This window comes from Paucisalibacillus algeriensis (genome assembly GCF_000577245.1).
GTDB lineage: Bacteria > Bacillota > Bacilli > Bacillales > Amphibacillaceae > Ornithinibacillus.
Genome location: NZ_CBYO010000020.1, coordinates 17,355 through 43,856, shown reverse-complemented (window position 1 = coordinate 43,856; position 26,502 = coordinate 17,355). Strand labels below are relative to the sequence as shown.

Here is a 26,502-nt window from a genome sequence, read left to right as displayed (position 1 = left end):
ACATGCTTTTATCCCCTGTGTAATCAAATTGTAAAATAACCGTAATCCTATAAACATTTACAATTTCATAATACTGTCTATATAATCAATTCGAATAAGGAGGCAAGATGCATGCGAATTCTTTCAAAGCTATTGCCGGCCTCGAAACGGATGCTGGTTAATTCATGTATTGGTATTGTAGTGCTTTTAACATTTGCTAGTGTAATGCTATTTTATGCAACACAGAAAGAAGTAGTATTTGCTGAAAATGGAGAAGATAGAACCACCCGAACACATGCTGATACAGTTGAAGAACTACTAGAAGAAGTAGGAATTAAAGTTGGAGTTCATGATGCACTATCGCATGAATTACATGCAGAGATTGCAGATGGAATGAAGATTGAATATAAAAAAGCAAATAAAGTTATTGTAACCATCGATGGAAAAGAAAAAGAATATTTTACAGTTGAAGATACAGTAGCGGATTTCTTAAAGGACCAAAATCTATCTGTCTCTGAACATGATGACCTTTCTCTCCAATTAAGCGATGAAATTACAAATGGTATCAGCCTTTCTATCTCAACAGCATATCAAGTTGTGATTCAAGATGGTGGAAAGGAAAAGAAGGCATGGACAACTGGCGGTTCTGTTAAAGAATTATTAAAGTCCAATGGTATTCAGCTTTCAGAGCTTGATAATGTAAAACCAGCTCTAGATCAGGCTATCTCAAAGGATACCACTATCTCTATTGTTCGAGTTGAAAAGAAGAAAGAAGAAGTTACTGATTCCATTGCTTTTAAAACAGAGACACGTGAGGATAGTTCTCTCGCTAAAGGTAAAGAGCAAGTAATTGCAGCAGGAGAAGACGGTTCCGTTGTAAAAACATATGAAGTTACATATGAAAACGGAGAAGAAGTAAATCGTGAATTAGTAGCGGAAGAAGTAACAAAAGAAAGTAAAAATCGAATTGTAGCTATTGGAACAAAGGAACCTCAAAATTTAGTTACACTTTCGGCTAGTGATGGAAAAGAATATACCATGACTGCAAGTGCATTTACTGCAACTTGTGATGGGTGTTCTGGTTATACTGCTACTGGTATTAACCTAAAAGCAAATCCGGATATGAAAGTTATTGCTGTAGATCCAAGTGTTATTCCACTCGGTACAAAAGTTTGGGTGGAAGGGTATGGAGAAGCAATTGCTGGAGATACCGGTGGTAATATTAGTGGTATGCGTATCGACGTCCATGTACCATCAAAGTCCGATGCATACAAATGGGGCGTAAGAAAAGTTAAAGTAATAATTTTAGACTAATGAAATCAATGCTCTTGCCATGGTATAGTGGTAAGAGCATATTTTATTTTGCATAAAGCGAGGAACAACCATTGAAAATAAAAGAGGTAATAGTTGTAGAAGGTAAAGACGATACAACTAAAATAAAATTAGCTGTCGATGCAGACACAATTGAAACTAACGGATCAGCCATTAATCAAAAAACACTACAACAAATTAAACATGCCAAAGAGAAACGCGGCGTTATCATATTTACTGATCCTGACTATCCAGGTGAACGTATCAGGCAGATTATTGACCAAGCAGTACCAGGCTGTAAACATGCCTTTTTAACAAGAGATAAAGCACGTGCCAAGCATCCAAATAATAAAAGCCTTGGAATTGAACATGCATCTGTTGAAGCCATCCAACAAGCTCTGAAGGATGTATATGAATTAGCCGAGTTAGACCTAACGGATATTACAAAAGAAGATTTAATATACTATCAGTTAATTGGCGGCCCTAATGCTAGTAGGAAACGCGAAAAACTTGGAGAGCTATTACAAATCGGGCATACTAATGGCAAGCAGTTACTAAAGCGTTTAACGATGTTTCAAATAACAAAGGCACAATTTGAAGAGGCAATGCAAAAGATAGAGCAGGAGGACATGCATGGATAAGAAATATATCGCTACACCTGTACGCACAAAAGAGATTCTAAAAAAATATGGCTTTACTTTCAAAAAAAGTCTTGGTCAAAATTTCTTAATAGATGTGAATGTACTAAAAAATATTATTGGTCATGCGGGAATTGATGAATACGCAGGCACAATTGAAATTGGACCCGGTATTGGAGCCTTGACAGAACAACTTGCCATTCATTCCAAAAAGGTTGTCGCATTTGAAATCGACGGAAGATTACTACCAATCTTAGACGATACATTATCGGATTATGACAATATTCGAATTGTGCATGAGGATATCTTGAAGGCAGATGTACACCAGGTTATCCATGAAAATTTTAAGGAAAATCAGTCCATACATATTGTGGCAAACCTCCCTTACTATATAACCACTCCGATATTAATGAAATTATTACGAGAGGGATTACCAGTTGAAAGTATAACCGTCATGATTCAAAAAGAAGTAGCAGATCGTATGGCTGCCAAACCAAATACGAAAAGCTATGGTTCCTTAACGATAGCTATCCAATATTATACAGAAGCAAAAGTTGTGATGAATGTTCCAAAAACAGTATTTATGCCGCAACCAAATGTAGATTCATCTATTTTAAAACTTGTGTTGCGAAGTGAAGCACCAGTTCATTTAAAAGATGAAGATTACTTTTTTACCATTGTTCAAGCTTGCTTTGCACAAAGAAGGAAAACCTTACGAAATAATTTATCCAGTCATTTTAAAGGGGTATTGGATAAGGATACGATTAATCACACATTAGAATCTATTGATATGGATGGAACAAGACGTGGGGAATCATTAGATATGCAAGAGTTTAGTGTTTTAGCTAACGCATTTTATGAATTACAGAATTAAAAGGGATGTCCAAATCGGGCATCCTTTTATTTAGGACATAAAGCACGTATAAGGCTCTTTGCTCATAGTCTATAGAGGAGAATGCTTTTTCTTCAGTGAAGGCTGTGAGGTGTGTAAATGGAGCGTAGAACTAAAGGTGAATTAGTGACAAGGAAATCATATCATCATGATTTATTATTTCGAATTTCTGAGGTGAAACAGGAAAAGGCAATCCTGCATGGTGAGGATATTCGATTGGAAGCAGATGCCCCTCTTGATGACTTAGTGAAGGTTGAAGAAAGGGACCTTGTTAAGAGAAGGAAAAAAGGACAAGAGCAGGAAGAATTTTCGTATCGCTTATTTCGGCAAGATTATCAGCTAATGAAGGAAAAGCGAGATTACCAATCAACTGATGGTTACCAATATACCGATTATTTTCAGTTGCCAGCTAAAGTACTTCACTTAGATGGTGATCAGATGTACTTAAGAAAATGTATCGCCCTTTATCAACGTCTGGGGATTCAAGTTCATGGAGTTCATCTAAATGAGAAAGAAATGTCCTTTCATATTCGTTCTTTAATTGAAAAAATTCAACCAGATATTATCGTCGTTACCGGACATGATTCCTTTTCAAAAACAAAAGGGGCAAAAGATGATATTCGTGCCTATCGCCATTCAAAATATTTTGCAGAAACTGTTAGAGAGGCTAGAAAGGTAACTCCTAATCTTGATCAATTGGTAATCTTTGCAGGAGCATGTCAGTCCCATTTTGAATCGCTAATACGTGCAGGAGCCAATTTTGCAAGCTCCCCATTAAGGATTAACATTCATGCGTTAGATCCTGTATATATTGCCGCAAAAATAGCATATACGCCATTTATGGAAAAGGTAAATGTGTGGGATGCACTACGAAATACGATGACAGGAGAAAAAGGTATGGGGGGAGTAGAAACAAGGGGGCTTCTTCGTACCGGATTACCATATCTAACAGATAGTGACCAAGAATCAAGTGAATCAACGCTAGAACAGTAAAAATAAAACTCGGCTAACTCCTAAAAGTAAGTCGGGTTTTATTCCAGTTATGCAATTTTTCTAAAATGCTTATTGGATTTAGCTAGATAAGAGACTAAAATAAATAACTATTTGTAAAAAATGATACATAATCTGTCAATATTTTGTAATAATAAACCCAATAGATGAAATTTACTTGTTGACACGAAAAAACATATCTTGTTATAATAAAAGATTTTATTTTGACTTTTATACAAGCATATGTTATAGTATAAATACAGTGAGGTGGAGTGTATTGGCTAAAACATTAACCGAAATCAAGCAAGGTCTTGAAGGTCAGATTGGAAAACGATTGACATTAAAAGCTAATGGCGGCAGAAGGAAGACGATAGAAAGAACGGGAGTACTAGCAGAAACGTATCCTTCTGTATTTATTGTTGAATTAGATCAAGACGAAAATGCTTTCGAACGTGTTTCATACAGCTATGCAGACGTACTAACAGAAACAGTAGAATTAAACTTCAATGAAACCCTTCATGCGAGCGCAACGCTAATGGATCAGTAACCTAAAGGATTACTGATCCTTATTTTTTTATATATCGTAAATAATTATTCTATCTACATGAATATTGTTTGGCCCCCAACTAAAACTTGGCAAAGACCATTTTATCGAATATAATTATTTGATAATTTAAATAATATTCTCTGGGGGGATTAATAAAATGGGGGCATTGGAGAATACAACCATGAAAGAAGTTTGGCAGGAAATAGAAAATAAATTGACTAATAATCAAGAACCGTATTCAGACATGAAGGGTACTTATGAAATACAAATTACGGATGAGAACGTAACATACCAACTTACATTTCAAGATGGTAATTTTTCAATTAAGAAGGATGGTAGCAGGAATCCGGATTGTACGTTAAAAATGAAAAATGGTGTATTTAGAAAGTTTTTAGCTGGGAATCTAAATAGTATGACAGCATTTATGACAGGAAAACTTAAGGTTGATGGTAACATCACACTTGCCTTAAAATTGGAAAGTTTAATAAAACAATACCAGTTCTAAGAAAGGATTTCCTAAATTACCTATATATAACTTGGCTATAATCGCAAAGCTTGAACAAACTAGGAATGTCGTAACAAGTTATAACAGGGAAGGGGTTGTTCTTTCATGGGTAGACGCGGGATAATGTCTGACCGACTGAAAGAAGAAATTGCAAAAGAGTTAGGCTTTTACGACACGGTGCAAAAAGAAGGCTGGGGCGGAATTAAGGCAAGGGATGCCGGGAACATGGTAAAACGTGCAATTGAAATAGCCGAGCAAAACATGCAGAGCAGATCATAATAGGTCTGCTCTTTTTTATTCTTTTGGGCGTGTGCTCTCCTCATGATTATTTTGAATCTAATTCATTGCTAAAAAGGTTACAAGGATGGTCCTCAAGACCATTTTGAACCTAATTCATTGCAAAAAGGTTGTGAGAGGCGTTCTCAAGACCATTTCGAGGTCAAATCAGTGCTAAAAAGGTTATGAGAGTGGTCCTCAAGACCATTTCGAATCCAAATCATTGCCAAAAAGGTTATGAGAGCACCCTTTAAGACCTTTTAAAGCTAATTCATTGCCAAAAAGGTTATGAGCCCCCCTCATGATCATTTCAAATCCAACAAACTCACAAAAAGTGCATAAGCCTCCTAACTCATAAACATTCCCCAAACTACCTTAATCCTAAAATACTCACGATATTATATTAATTTCGCCACTATCAAGGACTCGCTTCCACCATCAAATGATATATGTTACAATTTCCATACATGAAAAAAGTAGGTGACGGATATGACTCATTTTGAAAAGGCACCTGCTAAAATCAATCTGTCTCTTGACGTTCTTGGAAAACGCGACGATGGTTATCATGATGTGGAAATGATTATGACGACAGTTGATTTGGCAGACCGAATTGAGTTAAATACTTTGGTGGAGGATCGTATCGAGGTTTCACTATGGAGTAGATATGTTCCAAATGATGAACGGAATTTGGCCTATAAAGCTGCAAAAGCTTTTAAACAGAAATATAACATTACAAAAGGCGTTCATATTAAAATTGAAAAGGTCATCCCAGTTTCTGCTGGATTAGGTGGTGGTAGTACAGATGCTGCTGCAGTTCTACGGGGCTTAAATCAATTGTGGAATATGAACATCCCTATTGATGAACTCGCAAAACTTGGATCCACATTAGGGGCGGACATTCCTTTTTGTGTGTATGGGTCAACTGGAATTGCGAAAGGCTTCGGTGAAATTGTTGAAAAACTACCTTCCCCACCTCCTTTTTGGGTTGTATTAGCAAAACCAGATATTGGAGTATCAACCAAAACTATCTTTCAACGTGTGAAAATCGATGAAATTTACCATCCTAATACAGAAGGAGTTATCCAAGCGTTGCATGAAAAGAACTTCACAAAGCTTTGTCATCATATAGGTAATTCATTAGAGGCCATAACAACTTCGCTTCATCCAGAAATAATTCGAATTAAAGCAAAAATGAGACAAGCTGGGGCTTCAGGTGTATTGATGAGTGGGAGTGGCCCTACTGTTTACGGACTTGTAGAGCATGAAAGCAAGGCGCAAAGGATTTACAATGGAATGAAAGGCTTCTGTACGGATGTTTATTTAGTACGGTTAATCGGATAAACTTGCTAAAAACATATAATGGTGGTATGTTTATATAAAATAATTCGGTTTTTGAGGTGAAGGCATGAAAAGAAGTGGGCGTTTAGTAGCATTAACAAACTTTTTTCTAGAAAACCCTAGAATTCATAAAAACTTACCGTCTTTTTCGGATAAATACAACGCTGCAAAAGCTTCTATTAGTGAAGATTTAGATATCATTGATGAGTTGTTGCGAGAAGAAGGAATTGGTTACTTAAAGCGAATTGCTGGTTCTGCTGGTGGAGTGATGTATATTCCAGAATCATCGAGAGAGAAGGGTATAGAATTTGTCGATCAATTATGTGACCGGTTAAAGGATCCAGATCGAATTCTACCAGGCGGTTATCTTTATATGAGCGATATTTTAGGTGAACCATCTACAGTTCGAGAAATTGGAAGAATATTTGCTTCCAATTTCTCCAATTTGGAAATTGATGTTGTGGTGACAGTTGCTACAAAAGGAATTCCACTTGCTTATGCTGTTGCTTCTTTCTTAAATGTGCCAGTTGTTATTGTTCGACGAGATCCAAAAGTTACAGAAGGTTCATCCGTTAGTATTAATTATGTATCTGGATCTTCGAGGAAAATCCAAACGATGGTTCTCCCAAAACGTAGTTTCGAAGAAGGATCTAATGTATGTATCATTGATGACTTCATGAAAGCGGGCGGTACCATTAATGGCATGGTTAGTCTCTTAAAAGAATTTAATGCTAATGTTAAAGCAATAGGAGTACTAGCTGAAGCGGATGATGAAGAAGAAGAACGAATCGTAGACGACTATACTTCACTAGTAAAAATATCAGATGTAGATATAAAAGAGAATTTTATCTCTGTGCAACGCGGTAACTTTATATAATTAAAGCTAGATCCTATTAAATAATAGGGTCTTTTTTTATCTAATATAATATTCTAAAAACTAGTAAAAAACATCTATTTTTTACTTTTTGTGTAAATTATTAAACTTTTTTCAATTTTAAGCAGGAATTTAAATTTATTTGTAGAATTATTAATTAACTCATAAGTACAAAGGTGGTGAATCAGCATGGAAGTAACTGACGTAAGATTGCGCCGTGTTAACACGGAAGGTAGAATGCGTGCTATCGCTTCTATTACGTTAGATCAGGAATTTGTAGTTCATGATATCCGCGTTATCGATGGAAATAATGGATTATTTGTGGCAATGCCATCTAAGCGAACTCCTGATGGTGAATTCAGAGATATTGCACATCCGATAAACTCTAATACACGTTCTAAAATTCAGGATGCAGTATTAGAAGAATATCGCCGTGCAGGTGAAGAAGTTGAATTTGAGGAAGCTGGAGCATCCTAAAAAATGAAACCCTTTACAACTAGAGGTCTAATCTCCTACAGATTAGCCTTCTTTTTTTGTGTCCATATTTAAACCTCACTTATCTCACTATCAAATCCACTAATGGTAACAAGTGATTAGCAACATGCCGCTTCCGCCGTAACTATCCAAATTGTTGAAATCAGCTGTTTTTTAGGATATAGTCAAAATGGATAATAGATAGGAAAGAATGTACTATCTTAAATATTGGAGGGTACCTCATGACGAAAAGATATGCTATTATACTAGCGGCGGGGCAAGGTACTAGAATGAAATCTAAATTATATAAAGTACTCCATCCTGTTTTAGGTAAGCCGATGGTTCAACATGTGCTTGAGCAAGTAAGTGCAGTTGGTCTTGAGGAAGTTGTTACGGTTGTTGGATTTGGTTCAGACAAAGTAAAAGAATATCTTGGAGATAATACAAAGTTTGTTCTACAAGAAGAACAGCTAGGAACAGGCCACGCAGTTATACAAGCCGAAGAATTAATGAAAGATAAAAAAGGTACAACAATAGTTGTTTGTGGTGATACACCATTAATTACAAAAGAAACCTTCCAACAGCTATTTGACCACCACGAAAAAGAGGGCTCGAAAGCTACGATTCTAACCGCAAAAGCTCCTAATCCCTTTGGATATGGTAGGGTTATTCGTAATGCACATAATGAAGTAGAACGGATTGTTGAGCATAAGGATGCCACACATGAGGAGTTATTGGTAGATGAGATAAATACCGGTACGTACTGTTTTGATAATGAGGCGTTATTTGAAGCACTAAAAGAGGTCTCAAATGATAATTCACAAGGTGAATATTACTTACCAGATGTAATTGAAATACTAAAGAATAAATCCGAAAAGGTTAGTGCCTTTTTATCGTCTAACTTTGATGAAACACTTGGCGTAAACGATCGTGTCGCTCTAGCGCAGGCAGAGAAAACAATGAAGCTTCGTATTAATGAGCAACATATGCGCAATGGAGTGTCCATTATAGATCCTGAAAATACGTATATCCATTCAGACGTTGTTATTGAATCAGACGTAGTAATTTACCCTGGTACAATCATCTCAGGAAAATCAATTATACATGAACATGCAATAATTGGTCCCAATACTGAAGTATCAAACTGTGAAGTAGGTGCACATACTGTTATTAAACAAAGTGTAGCAACTGATAGTAGGATTGGTGAGCGTGTAAATGTAGGTCCTTATGCGCATATCAGGCCAGATGCCAATATTGGTGATGAAGCGAAGATTGGTAACTTCGTTGAGATTAAGAAGGCAGAGTTAGGAAAAGGAAGTAAAGTTTCCCATTTAAGTTATATTGGTGACGCAAAAGTAGGAAGTAATGTTAATATTGGTTGTGGTACAATAACAGTGAACTATGATGGGAAAAATAAATATTTAACTACAATCGAGGATGACTCATTTATTGGTTGTAATTCTAATTTGATTGCCCCAGTGACAATTGGAAAAGGATCCTACGTTGCTGCTGGTTCGACAATCACGAAAAATGTACCAGAAGATTCTTTATCCGTTGCTCGAGCAAGACAAACGAATAAAGAAGGCTACGCATCTCGTCTTAAGAAAAGACTAGAAGATAAATAATAACGGAGGGTTTACTTGATGTCTCAATATCAAAATTCAAACATGAAGGTGTTCTCGCTTAATTCGAATCGAAAGCTTGCAGAAGAAATTGCAAACCACATTGGAATTTCACTAGGAAAGTGTATGGTAACAACATTTAGTGATGGTGAAGTTCAAATTAATATTGAGGAAAGTGTTCGTGGTTGTGATGTGTACGTTGTACAATCAACAAGTTCACCTGTCAATCAACACTTAATGGAGTTATTAATTATGTTAGATGCATTAAAACGTGCATCTGCTAAAACAATCAATGTTGTTATGCCTTATTATGGTTATGCTAGACAGGACCGTAAAGCCCGAGCAAGAGAACCTATTACATCCAGGCTTGTGGCAGATTTAATTGAAACAGCTGGTGCAGACCGTGTCATTACACTTGATTTACATGCTCCACAAATTCAAGGGTTCTTTGATAGACCGATTGATCACCTCCAAGGTGTTCCGCTTCTATCAGACTACTTTGAAGCTAAGAACTTCGATGATGTAATCGTTGTTTCACCAGACCATGGTGGCGTAACAAGAGCGAGAAAGATGGCAGATCGTCTAAAAGCACCAATTGGAATTATTGATAAAAGAAGACCACGCCCGAACGTTGCTGAGGTAATGAATATTATCGGAAATATTGAAGGTAAAACAGCAATTTTAATCGATGATATTATTGATACTGCAGGTACTATTACACTTGCTGCTAATGCACTAATTGAAAATGGTGCTAAAGAGGTATATGCATGCTGTACACACCCTGTATTATCAGGTCCAGCAATTGAACGTATTGAAAACTCACAAATAAAAGAGCTAATTGTCACAAATTCTATTCCACTAAAAGAAGATAAGATGATTGATAAAATAACTCAATTATCTGTAGCGCCACTTATTGGTGAGGCAATTATTCGTGTTCATGAAGAACAATCCGTTAGTATTTTATTTGATTAATGTTTAGTCTACATGTTTTAAGGGAACATACTATATTATGAAAGAAGATTTAGATTTAAAATTTCATATACGAGAAAGTTGTCACAAATGTTGGATGATATACTAGTTTTTTATTGAATGGAAAGGATGATATAAATATGTCAGTTACCTTAAATGCAATGAAACGTGAGGATCATACAAGATCGGCAACAAAAAAACTCCGTGAACATGGACAAGTTCCAGCAGTAGTTTACGGAAAAGAAAAAGAGTCTAAATCAATTTCTGTCGATAGTATGGAGTTACTTAAAACAGTTCGCGACGAAGGAAGAAATGCAGTAATATCTCTGCAAATTCAGGGCGATTCTGCTGTTAATGTAATGCTACATGATTATCAATCAGATCATATTAAAGATAATGTCTTACACGCTGATTTCTATATTGTAAATATGTCTCAAGAAATGGAAACACAAGTACCGGTTCGTTTAGAAGGTGAACCAGAAAATGGTGTTGTTCAACAACCCCTATATGAAGTTACCGTAAAAGCGACACCAAATAATTTTCCTAATGAGATTACTGTCGATATATCAAACAAGAGTATTGGTGACATTATTACCGTAGCAGAAATAGGAGAATCAACTTCCTACAAAGTGGTAGATGATGATGAAACTGTAGTTGCAAGTGTTCTAGCACCAAATACCAACGCTGATATGGAAGGCCAACAAGAAACAGGCCAAGAACCAGAATTTACTGGAGAAGCCCAAACTGATGCAAACGAAGACTAAAATTCAAGCAATACAATAAGCATAAAAACAAAACCCCTCCATATAAATTATTTATATTGGAGGGATTATTGTATTTGTTTTAGAGACATTATTTTTTATAGGAAAATACCATATAAAAGCACGCGGTTAACAGGATAAATCTAATAAAATTTAGTACGTAATTATAATTTTAAATAATAAAGGAAGAAACAAAATGAAATGTATCGTTGGTTTAGGAAACCCGGGGAAAAAATATCAATCCACAAGACATAACATCGGTTTCATGGTAATCGATGAATTATTATCACGCCATAACCTCAGCCTTAATAAGGACAAATTCAAAGGGAAATATGCACAAGCAATCATAAATGGTGAGAAAGTATTACTCCTTGAACCACAAACCTACATGAATCTATCAGGTGAATCCCTTAGGCCACTAATGGAATATTATGATATTGATGTAGAAGATGTAATCGTGATCTATGACGATCTCGATCTACCAACTGGAAAGGTAAGATTACGACAAAAAGGAGGACATGGAGGCCATAATGGAATTCGCTCCATCATCGATCACTTAGGAACAAAAGATTTTAAACGTATACGTCTTGGTGTAGGTCGTCCAACATCACCAATACCTGTTGTTGATTATGTACTAGGACCCTTTCCAAAGGAAGAACATCCATTGGTACGAGAAAGTATTCAAAAGGCAGCAGATGCTTGTGAAAGATGGATGGAAAAGCAGTATGAAGAAGTAATGAATGAATTTAATGCATAACTAATGAGTTTACGTATAAATTGTATAAAATGATTGTTTTCGGATAAACCTATTAACTAGTAGTTAATGTTTATTCGAGGAGGTTATCCTATGTCTGTTGTCTATAATTGTAGGCACTGTGGGCATGTTATTGGTGAGATTAATGAAAAAGTTGTAGATACAACCATACTGGGTTGGAATAAGTTATCAGATAAGGAAAAAAAAGAAATGATCCAATATAAATCAAATGGAGACGTACATATCCAAGCAATTTGCGAAAACTGTGAGGAAACCCTTGGAACACATCCAGAATACCACGAATTAGATTATTTCATACAATAAAACATAAGAAATACAAAGCTTTGGTTCCCAAACCAAGGCATTTTTCTGCTTTATTTAATAGATTTTAAATAATTTATAGTCTGTGTTTATAAAATTAAGTAGAACTTTATATGATATTCGGAACGGGGACTCGGCCAGAAATAAGGCACAGAGCTAATAAAAAGGCTATTAAATTAGCTAAATCTAGCATATGGGGAAGTCATGATGGGGGTTTAGATGTGAAAGGTTTTAATCAATATTTAGAATCACAAAAAGACGTACAGTCTATTATTAGTGGAATCGAAGGAAACTTAAAAGAACAATTAGTAGCGGGATTATCCGGTTCAGCAAGAAGTATGCTAGTTTCTGCGCTAGAAGCAGCGACATCGCGCCCAATTCTTCTTGTAACATACCAATTGGTCCAAGCACAGCAGTTGTATGATGACTTAACTGTATTATTAGACGAGGAAAGTGTGCATTTATATCCTGTCAATGAGTTAATAGCTTCCGATATTGCGATATCAAGCCCGGAACTAAAGAGTCAACGGATAGATGCTCTAACAAAATGGTCAAGCCAGAAATCGGGTATCTTAATTGCCCCAGTAGCTGCCTTAAAACGAATATTGCCCCCAATACATTATTGGAGTAAGTATCAACTAACATTCTCGGAAGGCGAAGAAATAGAAATGGATTCCTATCTTAGTTCCTTAATAGATATGGGGTATGAACATGCTTCCATGGTCACAACACCAGGGGAGTTTAGTCGTCGTGGAGGAATTATAGATATTTACCCTATAACGGAACCACATCCTATAAGAATTGAGATGTTTGATGTTGAGGTAGATTCCATTCGCTATTTTGATGCCGATACCCAACGTTCTCTAGACCGCTTGCAAACAGTGGAGGTTGGACCTGCAACAGAGTTACTCCTAACGAATGAAGATATCCTTACAGGTGCACATAGGTTAGAGGAAGCTTTTTCTGCTACATTAAAAAAATTAAAAACAAAAGAAACAAAAGAAGCCTTGGTAGATGCTATTGAAGGAGATATTGAACGATTAAAAGGTTTAGAACACTTTAAGGAAATGCATAAATATATAGGGTTTTTCTATGATAAACCTGCTAGTTTATTAGATTATTTACCAACAAATGGGTTTATCATCCTTGATGAGATGAGTAGAATACAGGAAACAGCTACCAATTTGGATCACGAAGAAGCAGAATGGTACAGTAGCCTTTTAGAAGCAAGTAAAATGGTGGCTGGTAGTAGGTTCTCCTTTGATTGGCATTCTGTCTTTAGCAATATGAATGCAACACGAATTTATATGTCCGTATTTTTACGCCATATTCCCAATACAAACCCACAGAATATCGTTAACCTTTCGTCAAGGGCTATGCAGGAGTTTCATGGCCAAATGCATTTATTTAAAAATGAATTGAAGCGGTGGTCCAAGGGCGATTTTTCCGTTGTTATAGCTGTACCAAATATGAATAGGGCTGAAAAAGTACATTCTATTTTAGCTGATTATGATATTGAAGCAAGGCATACAGAACATTTACAACTACCGGTTGATATTCCAACTATAGTTGTTGCTAATATGACAAGTGGTATTGAGTTACCAATGCATAAGCTTGTTATCATAACGGAAAATGAGTTGTTCAAAAAAAAATCGAAACGACCAAGAAAGAAACAGAACATCTCCAATGCTGAACGGATTCAAAATTATCAAGAACTAAAAGTCGGTGACTATGTTGTTCATACTAATCACGGTATAGGGCGCTATTTAGGAATTGAAACACTAGAGGTAAATGGCAAACATAAAGATTATATGCTTATTAAATATTCTGGTGATGATAAATTATTTGTTCCAATCGACCAAATTGATCTCGTTAAAAAATACGTTGGTTCAGAAGGCAAAGAACCTAAGCTATACAAATTAGGTGGAAGTGATTGGACCAAAGTAAAACGCAAAGTACAAAGCTCTGTTGAGGATATTGCAGATGATTTAATTAAACTCTATGCAGAAAGACAGGCGCAAAAGGGATTTGCTTATTCATCGGATGGGGAGTTACAGCGAGAGTTTGATGCTTCTTTTCCATATCAAGAAACAGATGACCAGTTACGCTGTATTGAAGAGATAAAGCAAGATATGGAAAGCATTAGACCGATGGACCGTTTATTATGTGGCGACGTTGGTTATGGGAAAACGGAGGTGGCGATTCGTGCTGCATTTAAAGCAGTTGCGGATGGAAAACAGGTTGCATTTCTTGTGCCAACTACCATTCTTGCCCAACAGCATTATGAAACAGTCCGGGAGCGATTCCAAGATTATCCAATTAATATTGGCCTATTAAGTAGATTTAGAACACCAAAACAGCAAAAGGAAACTACTGATGGACTAAAAAGAGGATTAGTAGATATTGTAATTGGTACCCATCGACTCCTATCAAAGGATATAGAGTACCATGATTTAGGTTTATTAATTGTTGATGAAGAACAGCGATTTGGAGTAAAGCATAAAGAAAAAATTAAACAATTGAAATCAAATATTGATGTTCTAACTCTAACGGCAACACCTATTCCTAGAACCTTACATATGTCTATGCTTGGTGTTCGTGATTTGTCTGTAATTGAGACACCACCAGAGAATCGCTTTCCTATTCAAACGTATGTCATGGAATATAATCCTGTATTGGTTAGAGAAGCAATTGAAAGAGAAATGGCCCGTGGTGGTCAAGTATTTTTCTTATATAATCGAGTAGAAAATATCGATAAGATGGCTCGCGATATTGGAATGTTAGTACCAGAGGCACGAGTTGCAATTGCTCATGGACAAATGAATGAATCCGAATTAGAGAATGTCATGTTTGGCTTCTTAGAAGGAGAATTTGATGTTCTGGTAAGTACGACAATTATTGAAACGGGTGTAGATATTCCGAATGTTAATACTTTAATCGTCTATGATGCAGACCGAATGGGACTAAGTCAGCTATATCAGTTAAGAGGTCGGGTTGGGCGTTCAAATCGAGTTGCTTATGCGTACTTTACCTATAAGAAAGATAAGGTCTTAACAGAAGTTGCTGAAAAGCGTCTACAAGCTATTAAAGAATTCACTGAATTAGGGTCTGGTTTTAAAATTGCGATGCGAGACCTATCCATTCGAGGAGCTGGTAATCTTCTTGGTGCGCAACAACATGGTTTCATCGATTCAGTAGGATTTGATATGTATAACCAGATGTTAAGTGAGGCAATTGAAGCACGAAAGCTTGGGAAGGAAATCGAGGATATTAAACCATTTGATCCTGAACTAAACTTGTCCATCGACGCATATATACCGGATTCTTATATTGAGGATGAAAAACAGAAGATTGACATGTATAAACAGTTCCAAACTTTTTCATCTAAAGAAGATATTCATGATTTACAGGACGAATTATTGGACCGTTTTGGAGACTTTCCTACTGAAGTGGAAAATCTATTTATCGTTTCTGAGCTAAGATGGTTAGCTAAAAAGGAAAAAATTGAGTCCATAATAGAAAAAAATTATAAAATTGAAATGCTTGTATCAGAAGATAGGAGCCAGTTAATTGATGGTAGCAAGATCTTTGAATTAGCAAATGAGTATGGAAGAGAGATTATGCTTGGTACAGAAGGAAATAAACTAAAGGTTATGTACCGTTTTTCCAGGGATATGAAAATAAACCGTTATGATACGATAAAAGATTTTATTGGAAAAATGGATAGAATTAATCGCTAGGTATAAGCCCACTTTTAGAAAACTCTCATTTGCTCGTCCTTTAGCGAATGTGTTCGTTTTTATTATGCAGGTACAGGCCGGATATTGTTTACAATAACAAGCTAGCTATAACATCGTATTATCATTTTACAAGTTTTTTAAAATTTCCATGAAGAACAGAAAATGGTATTTCATGTATAGTTCTTCCAAGATGATTTATACTACTAAAACACAACTCCGGTTTTATTAAAAATAAAGCAACGCCAAAAGTTGTGTAAGTACTTAAAGAGTAGGCTGTTTCCTAAAACACCTAACCAAAACTCTATCACCATTAGCGTGACATAATAGGCTTAGCTTCGAATCTTTGGCACCAAAAATCATCATAAGAAAGCGAGGCTTCACTTGTATGAAAGCAACAGGAATTGTACGACGGATTGATGATTTAGGTAGAGTAGTCATACCGAAAGAAATCAGAAGAACTTTACGAATCCGTGAAGGAGATCCACTTGAAATATTCATTGATCGTGAGGGTGAGGTAATTCTAAAGAAATACTCCCCTATCAATGAATTAGGTAACTTTGCGACCGAGTACGCACAAGCGCTGTTCGATTCCCTTCATCATCCGGTATTAATTTGTGACCGAGATGAAATTATCGCAGTGGCTGGGGAATCCAAAAAAGATTACTTAAATAAGAACATTGGCTCTAAAATTGAAAAGGCAATAGAAGGTAGATTGCAAACACTGGAAACGGAAAGTAGTACTTTAGAACTGCTATCAGGAAAAGAAGAGAAAGTAAACTCGTATTGTATCAGTACGATCATTGCAAATGGTGACCCGATTGGTTGTATCGTGATGTATTCAAGAGATGGGGACAAGTTAAGTGAAGTGGAACAAAAGTCATTGGAGACAGCGGCAAGCTTTTTAGCAAAACAAATGGAATAGAGGTTTATAAAGAGTGAAAATTGGTTGTTAAACACTAATTTTTACTCTTTTTTAATAGTGTAGGAAACTATAAAATCAGCTGCCTAGAAAGGATTAATCAGGAACGGCTACGTCAGGGCACCCCCATACATCATTTCAATCACAATCACAATCCCAGCGCAAAATGATTTATAAAGCATTCCCATACATCATTTTAATCACAATCCAAATACAAAATGATGTCAAGAGCCCTCCGACTTAAAGCAAGTCCACCTAGTTAGCGGTTACATCTATCAATGTTGCAAGAACTATGATTGTGAAGTGTCCTACACCCAAGGGGCTAGCAATACTTCACTGTGGTATAATGGAGTGGAATTTTAATCAGTGGGAAAGCCCTAAGAGGACGTTACATATGGAACATAATAAATTTGTTAAGGGAGCTTTAATTCTTACATTAGCTGGTTTAATTAGTAAGGTATTAAGTGCTGGCTACCGAATACCTTTACAAAACCTTACTGGTGATCTTGGCTTCTATATTTATCAACAAGTGTACCCTATTCTTGGAATAGCACTAGTGCTAGCTCTGTATGGTTTTCCAACAGCAATCTCCAAGTTAGCAGCAGAGAGAAAGGATATCTCAGTTAAGTACTTTATGGTTCCAATATTAACTATTCTATTTGGAATTTGTGGTACATTAGCATTATTCCTTTTCGTTAATGCTGATTCTATAGCAGTTTTTGTAGGAGATAAAAGGTTAAATTCAGCCTACAAACTTGCAAGTATACTGTTGTTAGTTATTCCTTTCTCCGCTTTACTACGAGGAGTGTTTCAAGGAAAAGGAGAAATGAAACCAACAGCCTATTCACAAATAGGTGAACAATTTTTTCGAGTCATTATAATTATTGTGATGGCTGTTTGTGTGGCAAAATATGGAATAGACATTTATCAGATAGGTACTCTTGCTGGAATTGCCACTATGATTGGTGTCTTCGCAGCAATTTTCATACTGACTATGTTCTATTTGAAATATAAACCAACTACCATTACAAGTCACCCAGTTCCTTGGAAATATTATGGAAAAACAATTTTTCTTTTTGGCTTAATTGCTTCTCTGAATCATATGCTATTGTTGATTATTCAGTTTGCCGATGCGTTTACAATTGTACCTGGATTAGTGGATTATGGTTTATCGAATCAAGAGGCAATGGAAGCAAAAGGGGTGTTTGATAGGGGGCAACCACTTATTCAGATTGGTGCCGTTCTTGGATCATCCTTTGGTCTTGCCCTAATACCTAGTATGGCAAGAGACGCTTTAGAAAGGAAACAACAACACATTGTTAGTTCGTTAAAGATAAGTTTTTATTTAGCTTGGGGTGCTACGGTGGGCTTAATATTACTATTTCCGGAAGCAAATCGATTATTGTATCAAGATAATCAAGGTGATCAAGCTTTAACGTTATTAATGGCAGCCATTTTATTAAGTTCTCTTGTCATAACATCTAGTTCCATTTTACAAGGATTAGGGCATATCAAGTGGACAGCTTTCTTCATTTTGGGAGCTTTTTCCCTTAAATGGCTGTTAAATTGGGTATTGGTTCCGCAACTTGGTATAATTGGTAGTTCAATCGGAACGATCGTTAGTCTTTTATTTTTAACGATTGCCACCTTACTTAAATTAAAAATAGGTTTGCAAATTAAAAAGCTTGTATATATTAATTGGAAAGCATTTATATTTGCCAATATTGGAATGATAACATTTTTATTAATCGTGGATAAGGTAGTTCAGGCGGATACTTTTTCTAGGGTAGAATTATTGTTTCTAATTCTTATTGTCTCAACTATTGGGGCATTGATATATTTATTAATATTAATACGCTTTAAAGCTTTTTCGGATAAAGAATTGAGTCTTTTACCTTTTGTATCAAGGTTCTTAAGCAATAGGAGGTCAACAAAATGAAGCATCGTATAGAAGTAATGGGATTAGGTGCAGGAGATTTAGAACAATTACCCCTAGGTATTTACCGAAAACTAACCAATACGGAACATGTTCTGTATACTCGCACATTAGATCATCCAGTAATGCAATCATTAAGGGAAGAGGGTTTAACTTTTTCTTCGTTTGATTATTTGTATGAACGGGAAAAGGAGTTTGAATCGGTTTACCAAGAAATTGTAAGGATTCTATTAGAAAAAGCACAGAATAACAATGTTTGTTATACCGTTCCAGGTCATCCAATGCTTGCGGAGAGAACTGTTCAATTATTACTAGAACAAGATCAAGTAGAAGTGAAAATTGTAGGAGGTCAAAGTTATTTAGATGCATTATTCACCTCTTTGAAAATTGATCCTATTGAAGGATTTCAGTTTGTCGATGGTACAAGCTTTACAAGGGGGCAACTTGATTACCAACATCATATTGTCTTTTGCCAAGTATATGACAGGTTTATTGCATCAGAAGTAAAACTAGCATTACTAGAGGACTTACCAGCAGATTATCAGGTAACCATTATTGACGCTGCAGGAAGTGATCAGGAGAAGATTATAACTGTGCCATTAGAAGAATTGGACCACCGGGTGGAAGTAAGTAACTTAACAAGTGTTTACATTCCACCTGCACCAAAACTATTACTAAACCATACCTTTGGTCGACTCAGAGAGGTTATTGCGATTTTAAGAGGACCAAATGGCTGCCCTTGGGACAAAGAGCAAACACATGAGTCATTACGAGAATTTGCCATTGAGGAAATTTATGAATTAATTGAAGCGATAAATGAACAAGATGACAACGGTATAATTGAAGAACTTGGCGATGTACTTCTGCAAATTATGTTACATAGTCAAATCGGTGAGGATGATGGTTATTTTACCATTGACGATGTTATCCAATCCATTACAGAGAAGATGATTTTCAGGCATCCGCATGTATTTTCTGATGTGGCGGTTCAATCCGTTGATGATGTGATGACAAATTGGGAAGCACTCAAGCGTAAAGAAAAAGGTGAGAATAGAAAATCAGTCCTAGATGGGATACCAAAAGGTTTACCATCTCTTTTGAAGGCCTATAAGTTACAAAAGAAAGCAGCAAAGGTAGGGTTTGATTGGGATCATGCTGCAGATATTTGGAAAAAGCTTGATGAAGAAATAATAGAAGTTAAGGCAGCCATTGAATCGGGAAATGAAGATGAAGTGGAAAAAGAATTTGGTGATGTATTATTTGTACTAGTAAACCTAACAAGATATTATAATGTAGATCCAGAGAATGCTCTAAGCCTAACTAACCAGAAGTTCTTCCGGAGATTCTCTTATATAGAGGAGCAATTGCATGAAAAGGGAAAGGATATCAGGAAGTCTAATCTAGAAGAAATGGATTATTATTGGGATCAAGCGAAGGGGAGAGAGTAAACCAATGCGTTTAGATAAATTTTTAAAAGTTTCTCGTTTAATTAAAAGACGGACTCTAGCAAAAGAGGTAGCTGACCAAGGACGAATTACAATAAATGGGGCCCAAGCAAAGGCATCTTCAACTGTATCAGTAGGGGATACGATGCAAATAAGGTTCGGCCAGAAGGTTGTAACAGTAGAGGTTACAACACTGAAAGAAACGGTTCGAAAAGAAGAAGCTGACATGTTATATAAAATTATTAAAGAAGAAAAAATCGATAGAGAATAGTTCTATACTTGTCCCTCCTTTCATAAAGTATTACTGATAAGGAGGAAGGCGGATATGAACTATTATGAGAAAGAAAATAGTACAAGAGTGACTCAACAGGATCATCAGTTAAAGCTAAATAATCGTAGGTTGTTAGAAATTACTGGTGTAAAAGAAGTAGATAGTTTTGACAATGAGGAGTTTCTGTTAGAAACAGTAATGGGCTACCTAATCATTCGTGGGCAAAATCTTCAGCTGAAAAATTTAGATGTAGGCGAAGGAGTTGTAGCCATTAAAGGTAAGGTGTATGAAGTTTCTTATGTAGATGAACATTCTCAGGAGAAAGCTAAAGGATTCTTTAGCAAGCTATTCAAATGACACTTAGTATCCAGTTCTTAACCATGGTTTCCATGATTGCTGGAGGCTTTTACCTTGGCATTACATTAGATACTTTTCGCAGATTCCAAAGACACTGGAAAAGAAATGTGTTCTTAGTCTATTTTATGGAAATCAGCTTTTGGCTCACCCAAGTATTCATATTATATTTTATATTATTCCAAGTGAATTTAGGTGAGCTTAGGTTCTACGTATTTGTAGCTTGTTTATTAGGGTTTGCAGCTTACCAAGCATTGGCTGCAAACCTTTATAAACGGCTATTAGAACGAATGATTATGATTGCCGCAAGAATCTATCAAATACTTCATAATCTAGTAAAGAACTTCATTATTGCACCGATAAGATACTTAATACAGCTTTTAATAGCATGTGTAATCTTCCTCTTTAATATGGTTATGCTAGTTTTGGGTTTTGTTTTGAAATGTGTTTACCTACCAATAAAATGGCTCTTTAAACAGATATATCGTTTACTTCCAAAAAAATTCAAATTATTTTTACACAAAATAGCAGGATTTTATAGTAAAATACAGAATATATGTAGAAAGTATTGGAGGCTCATTTCATCTAAGAGGAGGTGACGCTATGCAAAAAAAGAAGACAATTACTAAACTTAACTCAAATTATATGGATCAATATGATGCTCACATGGAACGACAAAAACGGAAAAAGCAACGACTTTTCCGTCGGTTAGTTCTATTTGCTATTGTTGTCGCTATTGCAGTTGGTGGCATGGCGGTATACCACTTCCAACAACGGGCAGTCCATTCAGATAAATCAGAAGAATATAAGCTTCTTAAGGAAGAACTAGCTGATTTGAAGAAAGAGGAAGATAGATACAAGGAGGAAATAGAATTACTTAATGATAAAGAGTACATTCTAGATATTGCTCGTACTAAATACTTCCTATCAAAAGAAGGCGAATTAATCTTTAAAACGCCAGATGATGATACGTCATATTGACACACTTTTGAGTTAATAGCTATAATATATAAGTAAGGTACTTTCCAAAAATATTAAGGAGGAGCATTTTTTTTATGTCAATTGAAGTAGGCAGCAAGCTGCAAGGTAAGGTAACCGGTATCACCAATTTTGGTGCTTTTGTCGAGCTAGGCCAAGGCACAACAGGACTTGTTCATATTAGTGAGGTTGCCGACAATTACGTTAAAGACATTAATGAACATCTATCAGTAGGTGACCAAGTTGAGGTTAAAGTAATTAATGTCGAAAAGGATGGCAAAATTGGTTTATCAATTAAAAAAGCAAAAGAAAAAAAGCCAGTCCGTCATAATCCAAGAGAACGCACGGAAACATTTGAATCAAAAATGAACCGTTTTCTAAAGGATTCTGAAGATCGATTAGCCTCTTTGAAGAAGCACACAGAATCTAGACGTGGAGGTCGAGGTGCTAGAAGAGGATAGTAGATGCTGTCTACCGGATAATGCTCTAGTTTATTTAATATACGGCATGAATCAAAACAGCTACTTATAAATAGTAGCTGTTTTTTTTTATTTTTTATTCTTAGTCCTCAATATTTATCACAAAAACCCAAAGTGGTAACAGTGAAGAAATCCCTATTCCCAAAATTTCCAAGGTTGATAGACACTGCGCGGCTAATAATTTATAGTTGGGAGCATCATACCCGCTACGGAAATACACTCCGCTTTCCACGGGTGGCTGGTGAGCCTCCTGGCGCTTACGCAATGCGGGGTCTCACCGAAGCCTATCCTCCCGCAGGAGTCTCCGTGTATTTCCTTCGCTAGATAAGAGTGAATATGAATAGTAGCACTTAAATCCAACACATAATTAGAAAACTAAACTAGCGCAGGCAGAATACGGAGACTCCTGCGGGAATAGCACGTGTCCGAAGACCCCGCAGAGGTGATCTTTCCTCGAGGAGGCTGAGGCCGTGCCCGCGGAAAGCGGAGTATTCTGCCGGAGCGGTATCGTACCAGTATACTCGTTAATTATGGGGGTAATTGAGTTACCACACAGTTTATATCAATTATGCAAATAATAACAATAATTAAGAAAACAGCCTAAATTAAACAAAAAAAGCTTGTTATCCAAAATAGATAACAAGCTTTTTGTCTGATAGCGGCGGAGGGGATCGAACCCACGACCTCACGGGTATGAACCGTACGCTCTCGCCAGCTGAGCTACGCCGCCATATTTATAATGTAGCTATTTCTTTTAGCCAACAAAAATCATAATACAATATGAAACAAATTGTGTCAATATCTTTTATTGAAAAGGATATTTTCTGATAAGATTGAATAAATAAATATAATCACAAAAGGAGGATGAAGTAGTGGAAAAACGTCATGAAATATTATTTAACCAACTAGAGGCCTATCGAGAAGAAACCCTTGGCTTAGTCAAAGGGATTTCAGAGGAGGAGGCAGAAAGCATACCAGATGGGTTCCATAATAATATTAGATGGAATCTGGGACATATATACCTCGATCAAAAGCTTTGGATAGAATCTATAACAAAGGAAAAGTCAGAACAAACAAAAACATATAATAATTGGTTTGGTTTTGGAACAAGCCCTAGTAATTTCACAGAAGACACACCAAGTTTCGCTGAACTAAAGAAGTTATTACTACATCAACCCATGCAAATTAAAGAGGAATATGGAGACCGTATAGAAGAAGAGTTTGAACCTACCGAAATGGGAATGTACACCATTGAACAAGTGTTAACCCGTACGATATATCATGAAGGTTTACACGCCGCAGCAATTCAATATTTAAAAAGATTTGTATAGCTACTCCCAGTGGGTAGCTTTTTTGTTTTGAAATGATTCATATTTTATACGAGAATTGCTCCATCTTAAAATTCTACATTTCGTCATCATGACGTTCTCTGACAAAAAGAATACACATAAATAAAGATTATGTAGAAACTCCTACCACATACTAGATTTCAGTCGAACGATTTATTGATTTTATCTTCTTGTTTTGACAAAAAATAAATACTATTTGTGGTTTACTGTTACGAAAGAGTATTGTCCATAAGAATAATATATGCCAGCAATCTGTCCGTTAGAACCCAATATACAAAGAGTAATAAATAATAACTGTCAAAGAGGAGTGGTTGAATGGAGTCAGTTCAAGGAGCCCAGCCAAAAGCAATAGGTGTAGAAGGAACATTTATTGAAAACATTCGAACGAGAATATATACCGGGGGGAAAAGGATTTTACTTGATCATGGATGGCTATATGTTTTTGTAGGATTTTTATTGGGACGGGCTATTATCTTGTCGGTTGTGTCGCCATTTGCTGTTGCCTTTTTGGCAACATTATGGTTTATGCATAAGGATAAAGCAGCTAAAACACTACTTGCGACGATGGCAGGTGCGTTTACCATTTCATTGTCACATGGGTTATTTGTTGGGATTGCAATGTTTTTCTTTATTATAATGAGTGCCATTTTCAAGAACCTAAAAGGTCATCAAACGAAGATTCCAATCTTTGTGTTTCTGGCAACAGTAGGACCAAGGATTTTTCTTTACTCTATCAATGGACAACTTACATCCTACGAATGGATGCTTATATTCGTTGAAGGAATACTTGGTACAGTCCTTGTACTAATATTTATGCAGAGTGTCCCATTGTTGTCTCAAAAAAGATATCGCCCAACATTAAAAAATGAAGAAATTGTTTGCATGATCATTTTAATTGCCTCTATCCTCACAGGAACAGTGGGCTGGGAAGTTTACGGGGCACAGGTGGAGCAAGTGTTATCTAGATACTTTGTATTAATATTCGCTTTTGTTGGTGGAGCATCAATCGGATCAACTGTTGGGGTTGTTGTGGGATTAATATTATCATTAGCAAATGTTGCAAATCTTTATCAAATGAGTCTGCTTGCTTTTTCTGGTTTACTTGGAGGATTGCTAAAGGAAGGGAAAAAAATAGGTGTTGGTGCTGGTTTATTAGTTGGAACGTTCTTAGTAGGAATCTATGGAGACTCCAACTCACTCATACCTTCTTTAATAGAATCGTCAATTGCAATTCTACTATTCCTTATAACGCCTGCCAGTTGGTTTACGCAATTGTCACGATATATTCCAGGGACAGAGGAACATGCCAATGAACAGCAACAATATTTACAAAAGATCCGTAATGTAACGGCTAAAAGAGTGGAACAATTTTCCGAGGTTTTTGAAGCTTTATCCAAAAGCTTTAGTACTGCAGAAAATTACTCTTTGGAAGAAGAAGAAGCACAGCGGGAAACGGATTACTTTTTAAGTAATGTGACCGAAAAAACATGCCAATCTTGTTTTATGAAGGAACGGTGCTGGCAACAACAATTTGATACAACCTATGCCTTAATGGGGGAGCTGAAAAAAGATATAGAAATCGGGAATGAACCAGGTAGAAAGCTAGTAAAGGAGTTTGAGAACCATTGTATTAAATCTCGTAAAGTGATGGATACGATGAATGAGGAAATATCTTATTTTGAAGCAAATCGTAAACTTAGAAGACAAGTTTTTGAAAGTAAGAAACTTGTTGCGGAGCAATTACAAGGTGTTTCCGATGTAATGGAGGACTTCGCTAAGGAAATTTTAAAAGAAAGAGAACAGCATGAAAACCAGGAGATACAGATTAGCCATGCCTTAAAATCTATTGGAATCGAATTAGAAAAATTAGATGTCTATCGACTGGATAAGGGGAATGTAGATATTGAAATGACAGCATCTTTTTATGATTACCATGGCGAAGGTGCTAAGCTCATTGCACCGGTTCTATCCGATATATTAAATGAAACCATTGTTGTTAAACAAGAGGAGATATCGCCGTTTCCAAATGGTTATTCATTTCTGGCATTTGGATCAGCAAAGGAATTTACTGTTGAAACTGGTGTTGCCAATGCCGCAAAGGGTGGCGGCATAGTGTCTGGGGATAGTTATACGATGATTGAGCTTGGTGAAGGTAAATATGCAATGGCTATCAGTGATGGGATGGGCAATGGAGTACGAGCTAACGAAGAAAGTAAGGAAACACTTAGGTTACTTCAACAAATCTTACAGACCGGTATACCGGAAAAGGTGGCTATAAAATCTATTAATTCTATTTTAGCTTTGCGAACAACCGATGAAATGTTTGCGACACTTGACTTAGCAGTTATCAATTTACACAATGCCTTTGTAAGATTTTTAAAAATAGGCTCAACCCCTAGTTTTGTAAAGCGTGGGGATCAATTGTTAAAAATTGAAGCAAGTAATTTGCCGATGGGAATTATTCGTGAATTTGAAGTGGATATTGTTAATGAACAATTACAGTCAGAGGATCTCTTAATTATGATGAGTGATGGCATTTTTGATGGACCAAAACATGTGGAAAATACCGATATCTGGTTAAAACGAAAGATTCGAGAAATGGAAACGGACAACCCACAAGAAATAGCGGATTTATTATTGGAAGAAGTAATTCGAACAAGGTCAGGTGAAATAGAAGATGATATGACGGTGCTTGTTGCTAAGGTGAAAAAGAATATTCCAGAGTGGGCAACTTTCCCAATCTATCAAACCAAAGCCACTGTTTAACTAGATTCCTTATT

General features: G+C 36.2%; 26 protein-coding genes and 1 tRNA gene. 26 read left to right on the top strand and 1 reads right to left on the bottom strand.

Going from position 1 to position 26,502, the window contains the following annotated elements; translation table 11 throughout:
- Positions 1-111: 111 nt before the first annotated feature.
- The 24 genes from TY11_RS14325 to TY11_RS14210 all read left to right on the top strand — a co-directional run bounded on the left by TY11_RS14325 (position 112) and on the right by TY11_RS14210 (position 22,355).
- Complete coding sequence (locus TY11_RS14325; RefSeq protein WP_042147537.1) at positions 112-1,293, top strand: G5 and 3D domain-containing protein; 1,182 nt, start codon at positions 112-114, stop codon at positions 1,291-1,293.
- 71 nt (positions 1,294-1,364) lie between these two features.
- A complete protein-coding gene (gene rnmV, locus TY11_RS14320; RefSeq protein ID WP_042147534.1) occupies positions 1,365-1,931 on the top strand; it encodes a ribonuclease M5 in 567 nt (188 codons plus the stop codon).
- Positions 1,924-2,802, top strand: coding sequence for a 16S rRNA (adenine(1518)-N(6)/adenine(1519)-N(6))-dimethyltransferase RsmA (gene rsmA / locus TY11_RS14315; protein WP_042147531.1), 879 nt, complete (start codon positions 1,924-1,926; stop codon positions 2,800-2,802). The genes rnmV and rsmA overlap by 8 nt, the downstream gene beginning before the upstream one ends.
- Positions 2,803-2,919: 117 nt before the next feature.
- Positions 2,920-3,813 (top strand): sporulation peptidase YabG, encoded by an 894-nt coding sequence (gene yabG / locus TY11_RS14310; protein ID WP_042147528.1) that lies wholly within the window; start codon positions 2,920-2,922, stop codon positions 3,811-3,813.
- A gap of 274 nt (positions 3,814-4,087) precedes the next feature.
- A complete protein-coding gene (veg, locus tag TY11_RS14305; RefSeq protein ID WP_042147525.1) occupies positions 4,088-4,357 on the top strand; it encodes a biofilm formation stimulator Veg in 270 nt (89 codons plus the stop codon).
- A 157-nt stretch (positions 4,358-4,514) separates the two neighbouring features.
- Complete coding sequence (locus TY11_RS14300; RefSeq protein ID WP_042147522.1) at positions 4,515-4,862, top strand: SCP2 sterol-binding domain-containing protein; 348 nt, start codon at positions 4,515-4,517, stop codon at positions 4,860-4,862.
- 105 nt (positions 4,863-4,967) lie between these two features.
- Positions 4,968-5,141: a small, acid-soluble spore protein, alpha/beta type gene (locus TY11_RS14295; protein WP_042147521.1), complete on the top strand. Its 174-nt coding sequence runs from the start codon at positions 4,968-4,970 to the stop codon at positions 5,139-5,141.
- Positions 5,142-5,627: 486 nt separating this feature from the next.
- On the top strand, positions 5,628-6,479 hold the full coding sequence (ispE, locus tag TY11_RS14290; protein WP_042147518.1) for a 4-(cytidine 5'-diphospho)-2-C-methyl-D-erythritol kinase: 852 nt from the start codon (positions 5,628-5,630) through the stop codon (positions 6,477-6,479).
- A gap of 64 nt (positions 6,480-6,543) precedes the next feature.
- Complete coding sequence (purR, locus tag TY11_RS14285; protein ID WP_042147515.1) at positions 6,544-7,353, top strand: pur operon repressor; 810 nt, start codon at positions 6,544-6,546, stop codon at positions 7,351-7,353.
- A gap of 186 nt (positions 7,354-7,539) precedes the next feature.
- Positions 7,540-7,827: a septation regulator SpoVG gene (gene spoVG / locus TY11_RS14280; RefSeq protein ID WP_042147512.1), complete on the top strand. Its 288-nt coding sequence runs from the start codon at positions 7,540-7,542 to the stop codon at positions 7,825-7,827.
- 239 nt (positions 7,828-8,066) lie between these two features.
- Positions 8,067-9,449 carry a bifunctional UDP-N-acetylglucosamine diphosphorylase/glucosamine-1-phosphate N-acetyltransferase GlmU gene (gene glmU / locus TY11_RS14275; RefSeq protein ID WP_042147509.1) on the top strand — a complete coding sequence of 461 codons (1,383 nt, stop codon included), beginning with the start codon at positions 8,067-8,069 and terminating at the stop codon, positions 9,447-9,449.
- A 15-nt stretch (positions 9,450-9,464) separates the two neighbouring features.
- The gene (locus TY11_RS14270) at positions 9,465-10,418 is read left to right on the top strand and encodes a ribose-phosphate diphosphokinase (RefSeq protein ID WP_042147507.1); all 954 of its coding nucleotides are present in this window, start codon (positions 9,465-9,467) and stop codon (positions 10,416-10,418) included.
- Between the two features lie 137 nt (positions 10,419-10,555).
- Positions 10,556-11,179: a 50S ribosomal protein L25/general stress protein Ctc gene (locus TY11_RS14265; protein WP_042147505.1), complete on the top strand. Its 624-nt coding sequence runs from the start codon at positions 10,556-10,558 to the stop codon at positions 11,177-11,179.
- A 193-nt stretch (positions 11,180-11,372) separates the two neighbouring features.
- Positions 11,373-11,933 (top strand): aminoacyl-tRNA hydrolase, encoded by a 561-nt coding sequence (gene pth, locus TY11_RS14260; RefSeq protein WP_042147502.1) that lies wholly within the window; start codon positions 11,373-11,375, stop codon positions 11,931-11,933.
- Positions 11,934-12,023: 90 nt separating this feature from the next.
- A complete protein-coding gene (fin, locus tag TY11_RS14255) occupies positions 12,024-12,254 on the top strand; it encodes an anti-sigma-F factor Fin (protein WP_042147499.1) in 231 nt (76 codons plus the stop codon).
- 218 nt (positions 12,255-12,472) lie between these two features.
- Positions 12,473-15,991 (top strand): transcription-repair coupling factor, encoded by a 3,519-nt coding sequence (mfd, locus tag TY11_RS14250; RefSeq protein ID WP_042147496.1) that lies wholly within the window; start codon positions 12,473-12,475, stop codon positions 15,989-15,991.
- 385 nt (positions 15,992-16,376) lie between these two features.
- Positions 16,377-16,913 carry a stage V sporulation protein T gene (spoVT, locus tag TY11_RS14245; protein ID WP_042147494.1) on the top strand — a complete coding sequence of 179 codons (537 nt, stop codon included), beginning with the start codon at positions 16,377-16,379 and terminating at the stop codon, positions 16,911-16,913.
- Positions 16,914-17,304: 391 nt separating this feature from the next.
- Positions 17,305-18,849 carry a putative polysaccharide biosynthesis protein gene (locus TY11_RS14240; RefSeq protein WP_042147492.1) on the top strand — a complete coding sequence of 515 codons (1,545 nt, stop codon included), beginning with the start codon at positions 17,305-17,307 and terminating at the stop codon, positions 18,847-18,849.
- Positions 18,846-20,294, top strand: a complete 1,449-nt coding sequence (gene yabN / locus TY11_RS14235) for a bifunctional methyltransferase/pyrophosphohydrolase YabN (RefSeq protein ID WP_042147489.1) — start codon at positions 18,846-18,848, stop codon at positions 20,292-20,294. The genes TY11_RS14240 and yabN overlap by 4 nt, the downstream gene beginning before the upstream one ends.
- Positions 20,295-20,298: 4 nt before the next feature.
- Positions 20,299-20,562, top strand: coding sequence for an RNA-binding S4 domain-containing protein (locus tag TY11_RS14230; RefSeq protein WP_042147486.1), 264 nt, complete (start codon positions 20,299-20,301; stop codon positions 20,560-20,562).
- A gap of 54 nt (positions 20,563-20,616) precedes the next feature.
- Positions 20,617-20,919 carry a sporulation protein YabP gene (gene yabP, locus TY11_RS14225; protein ID WP_042147483.1) on the top strand — a complete coding sequence of 101 codons (303 nt, stop codon included), beginning with the start codon at positions 20,617-20,619 and terminating at the stop codon, positions 20,917-20,919.
- Positions 20,916-21,515: a spore cortex biosynthesis protein YabQ gene (yabQ, locus tag TY11_RS14220; protein ID WP_042147481.1), complete on the top strand. Its 600-nt coding sequence runs from the start codon at positions 20,916-20,918 to the stop codon at positions 21,513-21,515. Before yabP ends, yabQ begins: the two co-directional genes overlap by 4 nt.
- A gap of 4 nt (positions 21,516-21,519) precedes the next feature.
- The gene (locus TY11_RS14215; protein WP_042147477.1) at positions 21,520-21,897 is read left to right on the top strand and encodes an FtsB family cell division protein; all 378 of its coding nucleotides are present in this window, start codon (positions 21,520-21,522) and stop codon (positions 21,895-21,897) included.
- A 74-nt stretch (positions 21,898-21,971) separates the two neighbouring features.
- The gene (locus tag TY11_RS14210) at positions 21,972-22,355 is read left to right on the top strand and encodes a S1 domain-containing RNA-binding protein (protein ID WP_042147474.1); all 384 of its coding nucleotides are present in this window, start codon (positions 21,972-21,974) and stop codon (positions 22,353-22,355) included.
- Between the two features lie 674 nt (positions 22,356-23,029).
- Here TY11_RS14210 and TY11_RS14205 read toward each other — a convergent pair.
- A tRNA-Met gene (locus TY11_RS14205) sits at positions 23,030-23,103 on the bottom strand.
- Between the two features lie 142 nt (positions 23,104-23,245).
- On the opposite strand from TY11_RS14205, the gene TY11_RS14200 reads away from it, so the two are divergent.
- The gene (locus TY11_RS14200) at positions 23,246-23,704 is read left to right on the top strand and encodes a DinB family protein (RefSeq protein WP_042147471.1); all 459 of its coding nucleotides are present in this window, start codon (positions 23,246-23,248) and stop codon (positions 23,702-23,704) included.
- 333 nt (positions 23,705-24,037) lie between these two features.
- Entirely contained in the window at positions 24,038-26,488 is a 2,451-nt protein-coding gene (gene spoIIE / locus TY11_RS14195) for a stage II sporulation protein E (RefSeq protein ID WP_042147468.1), read from the top strand.
- The last annotated feature ends 14 nt before the right edge of the window (positions 26,489-26,502 follow it).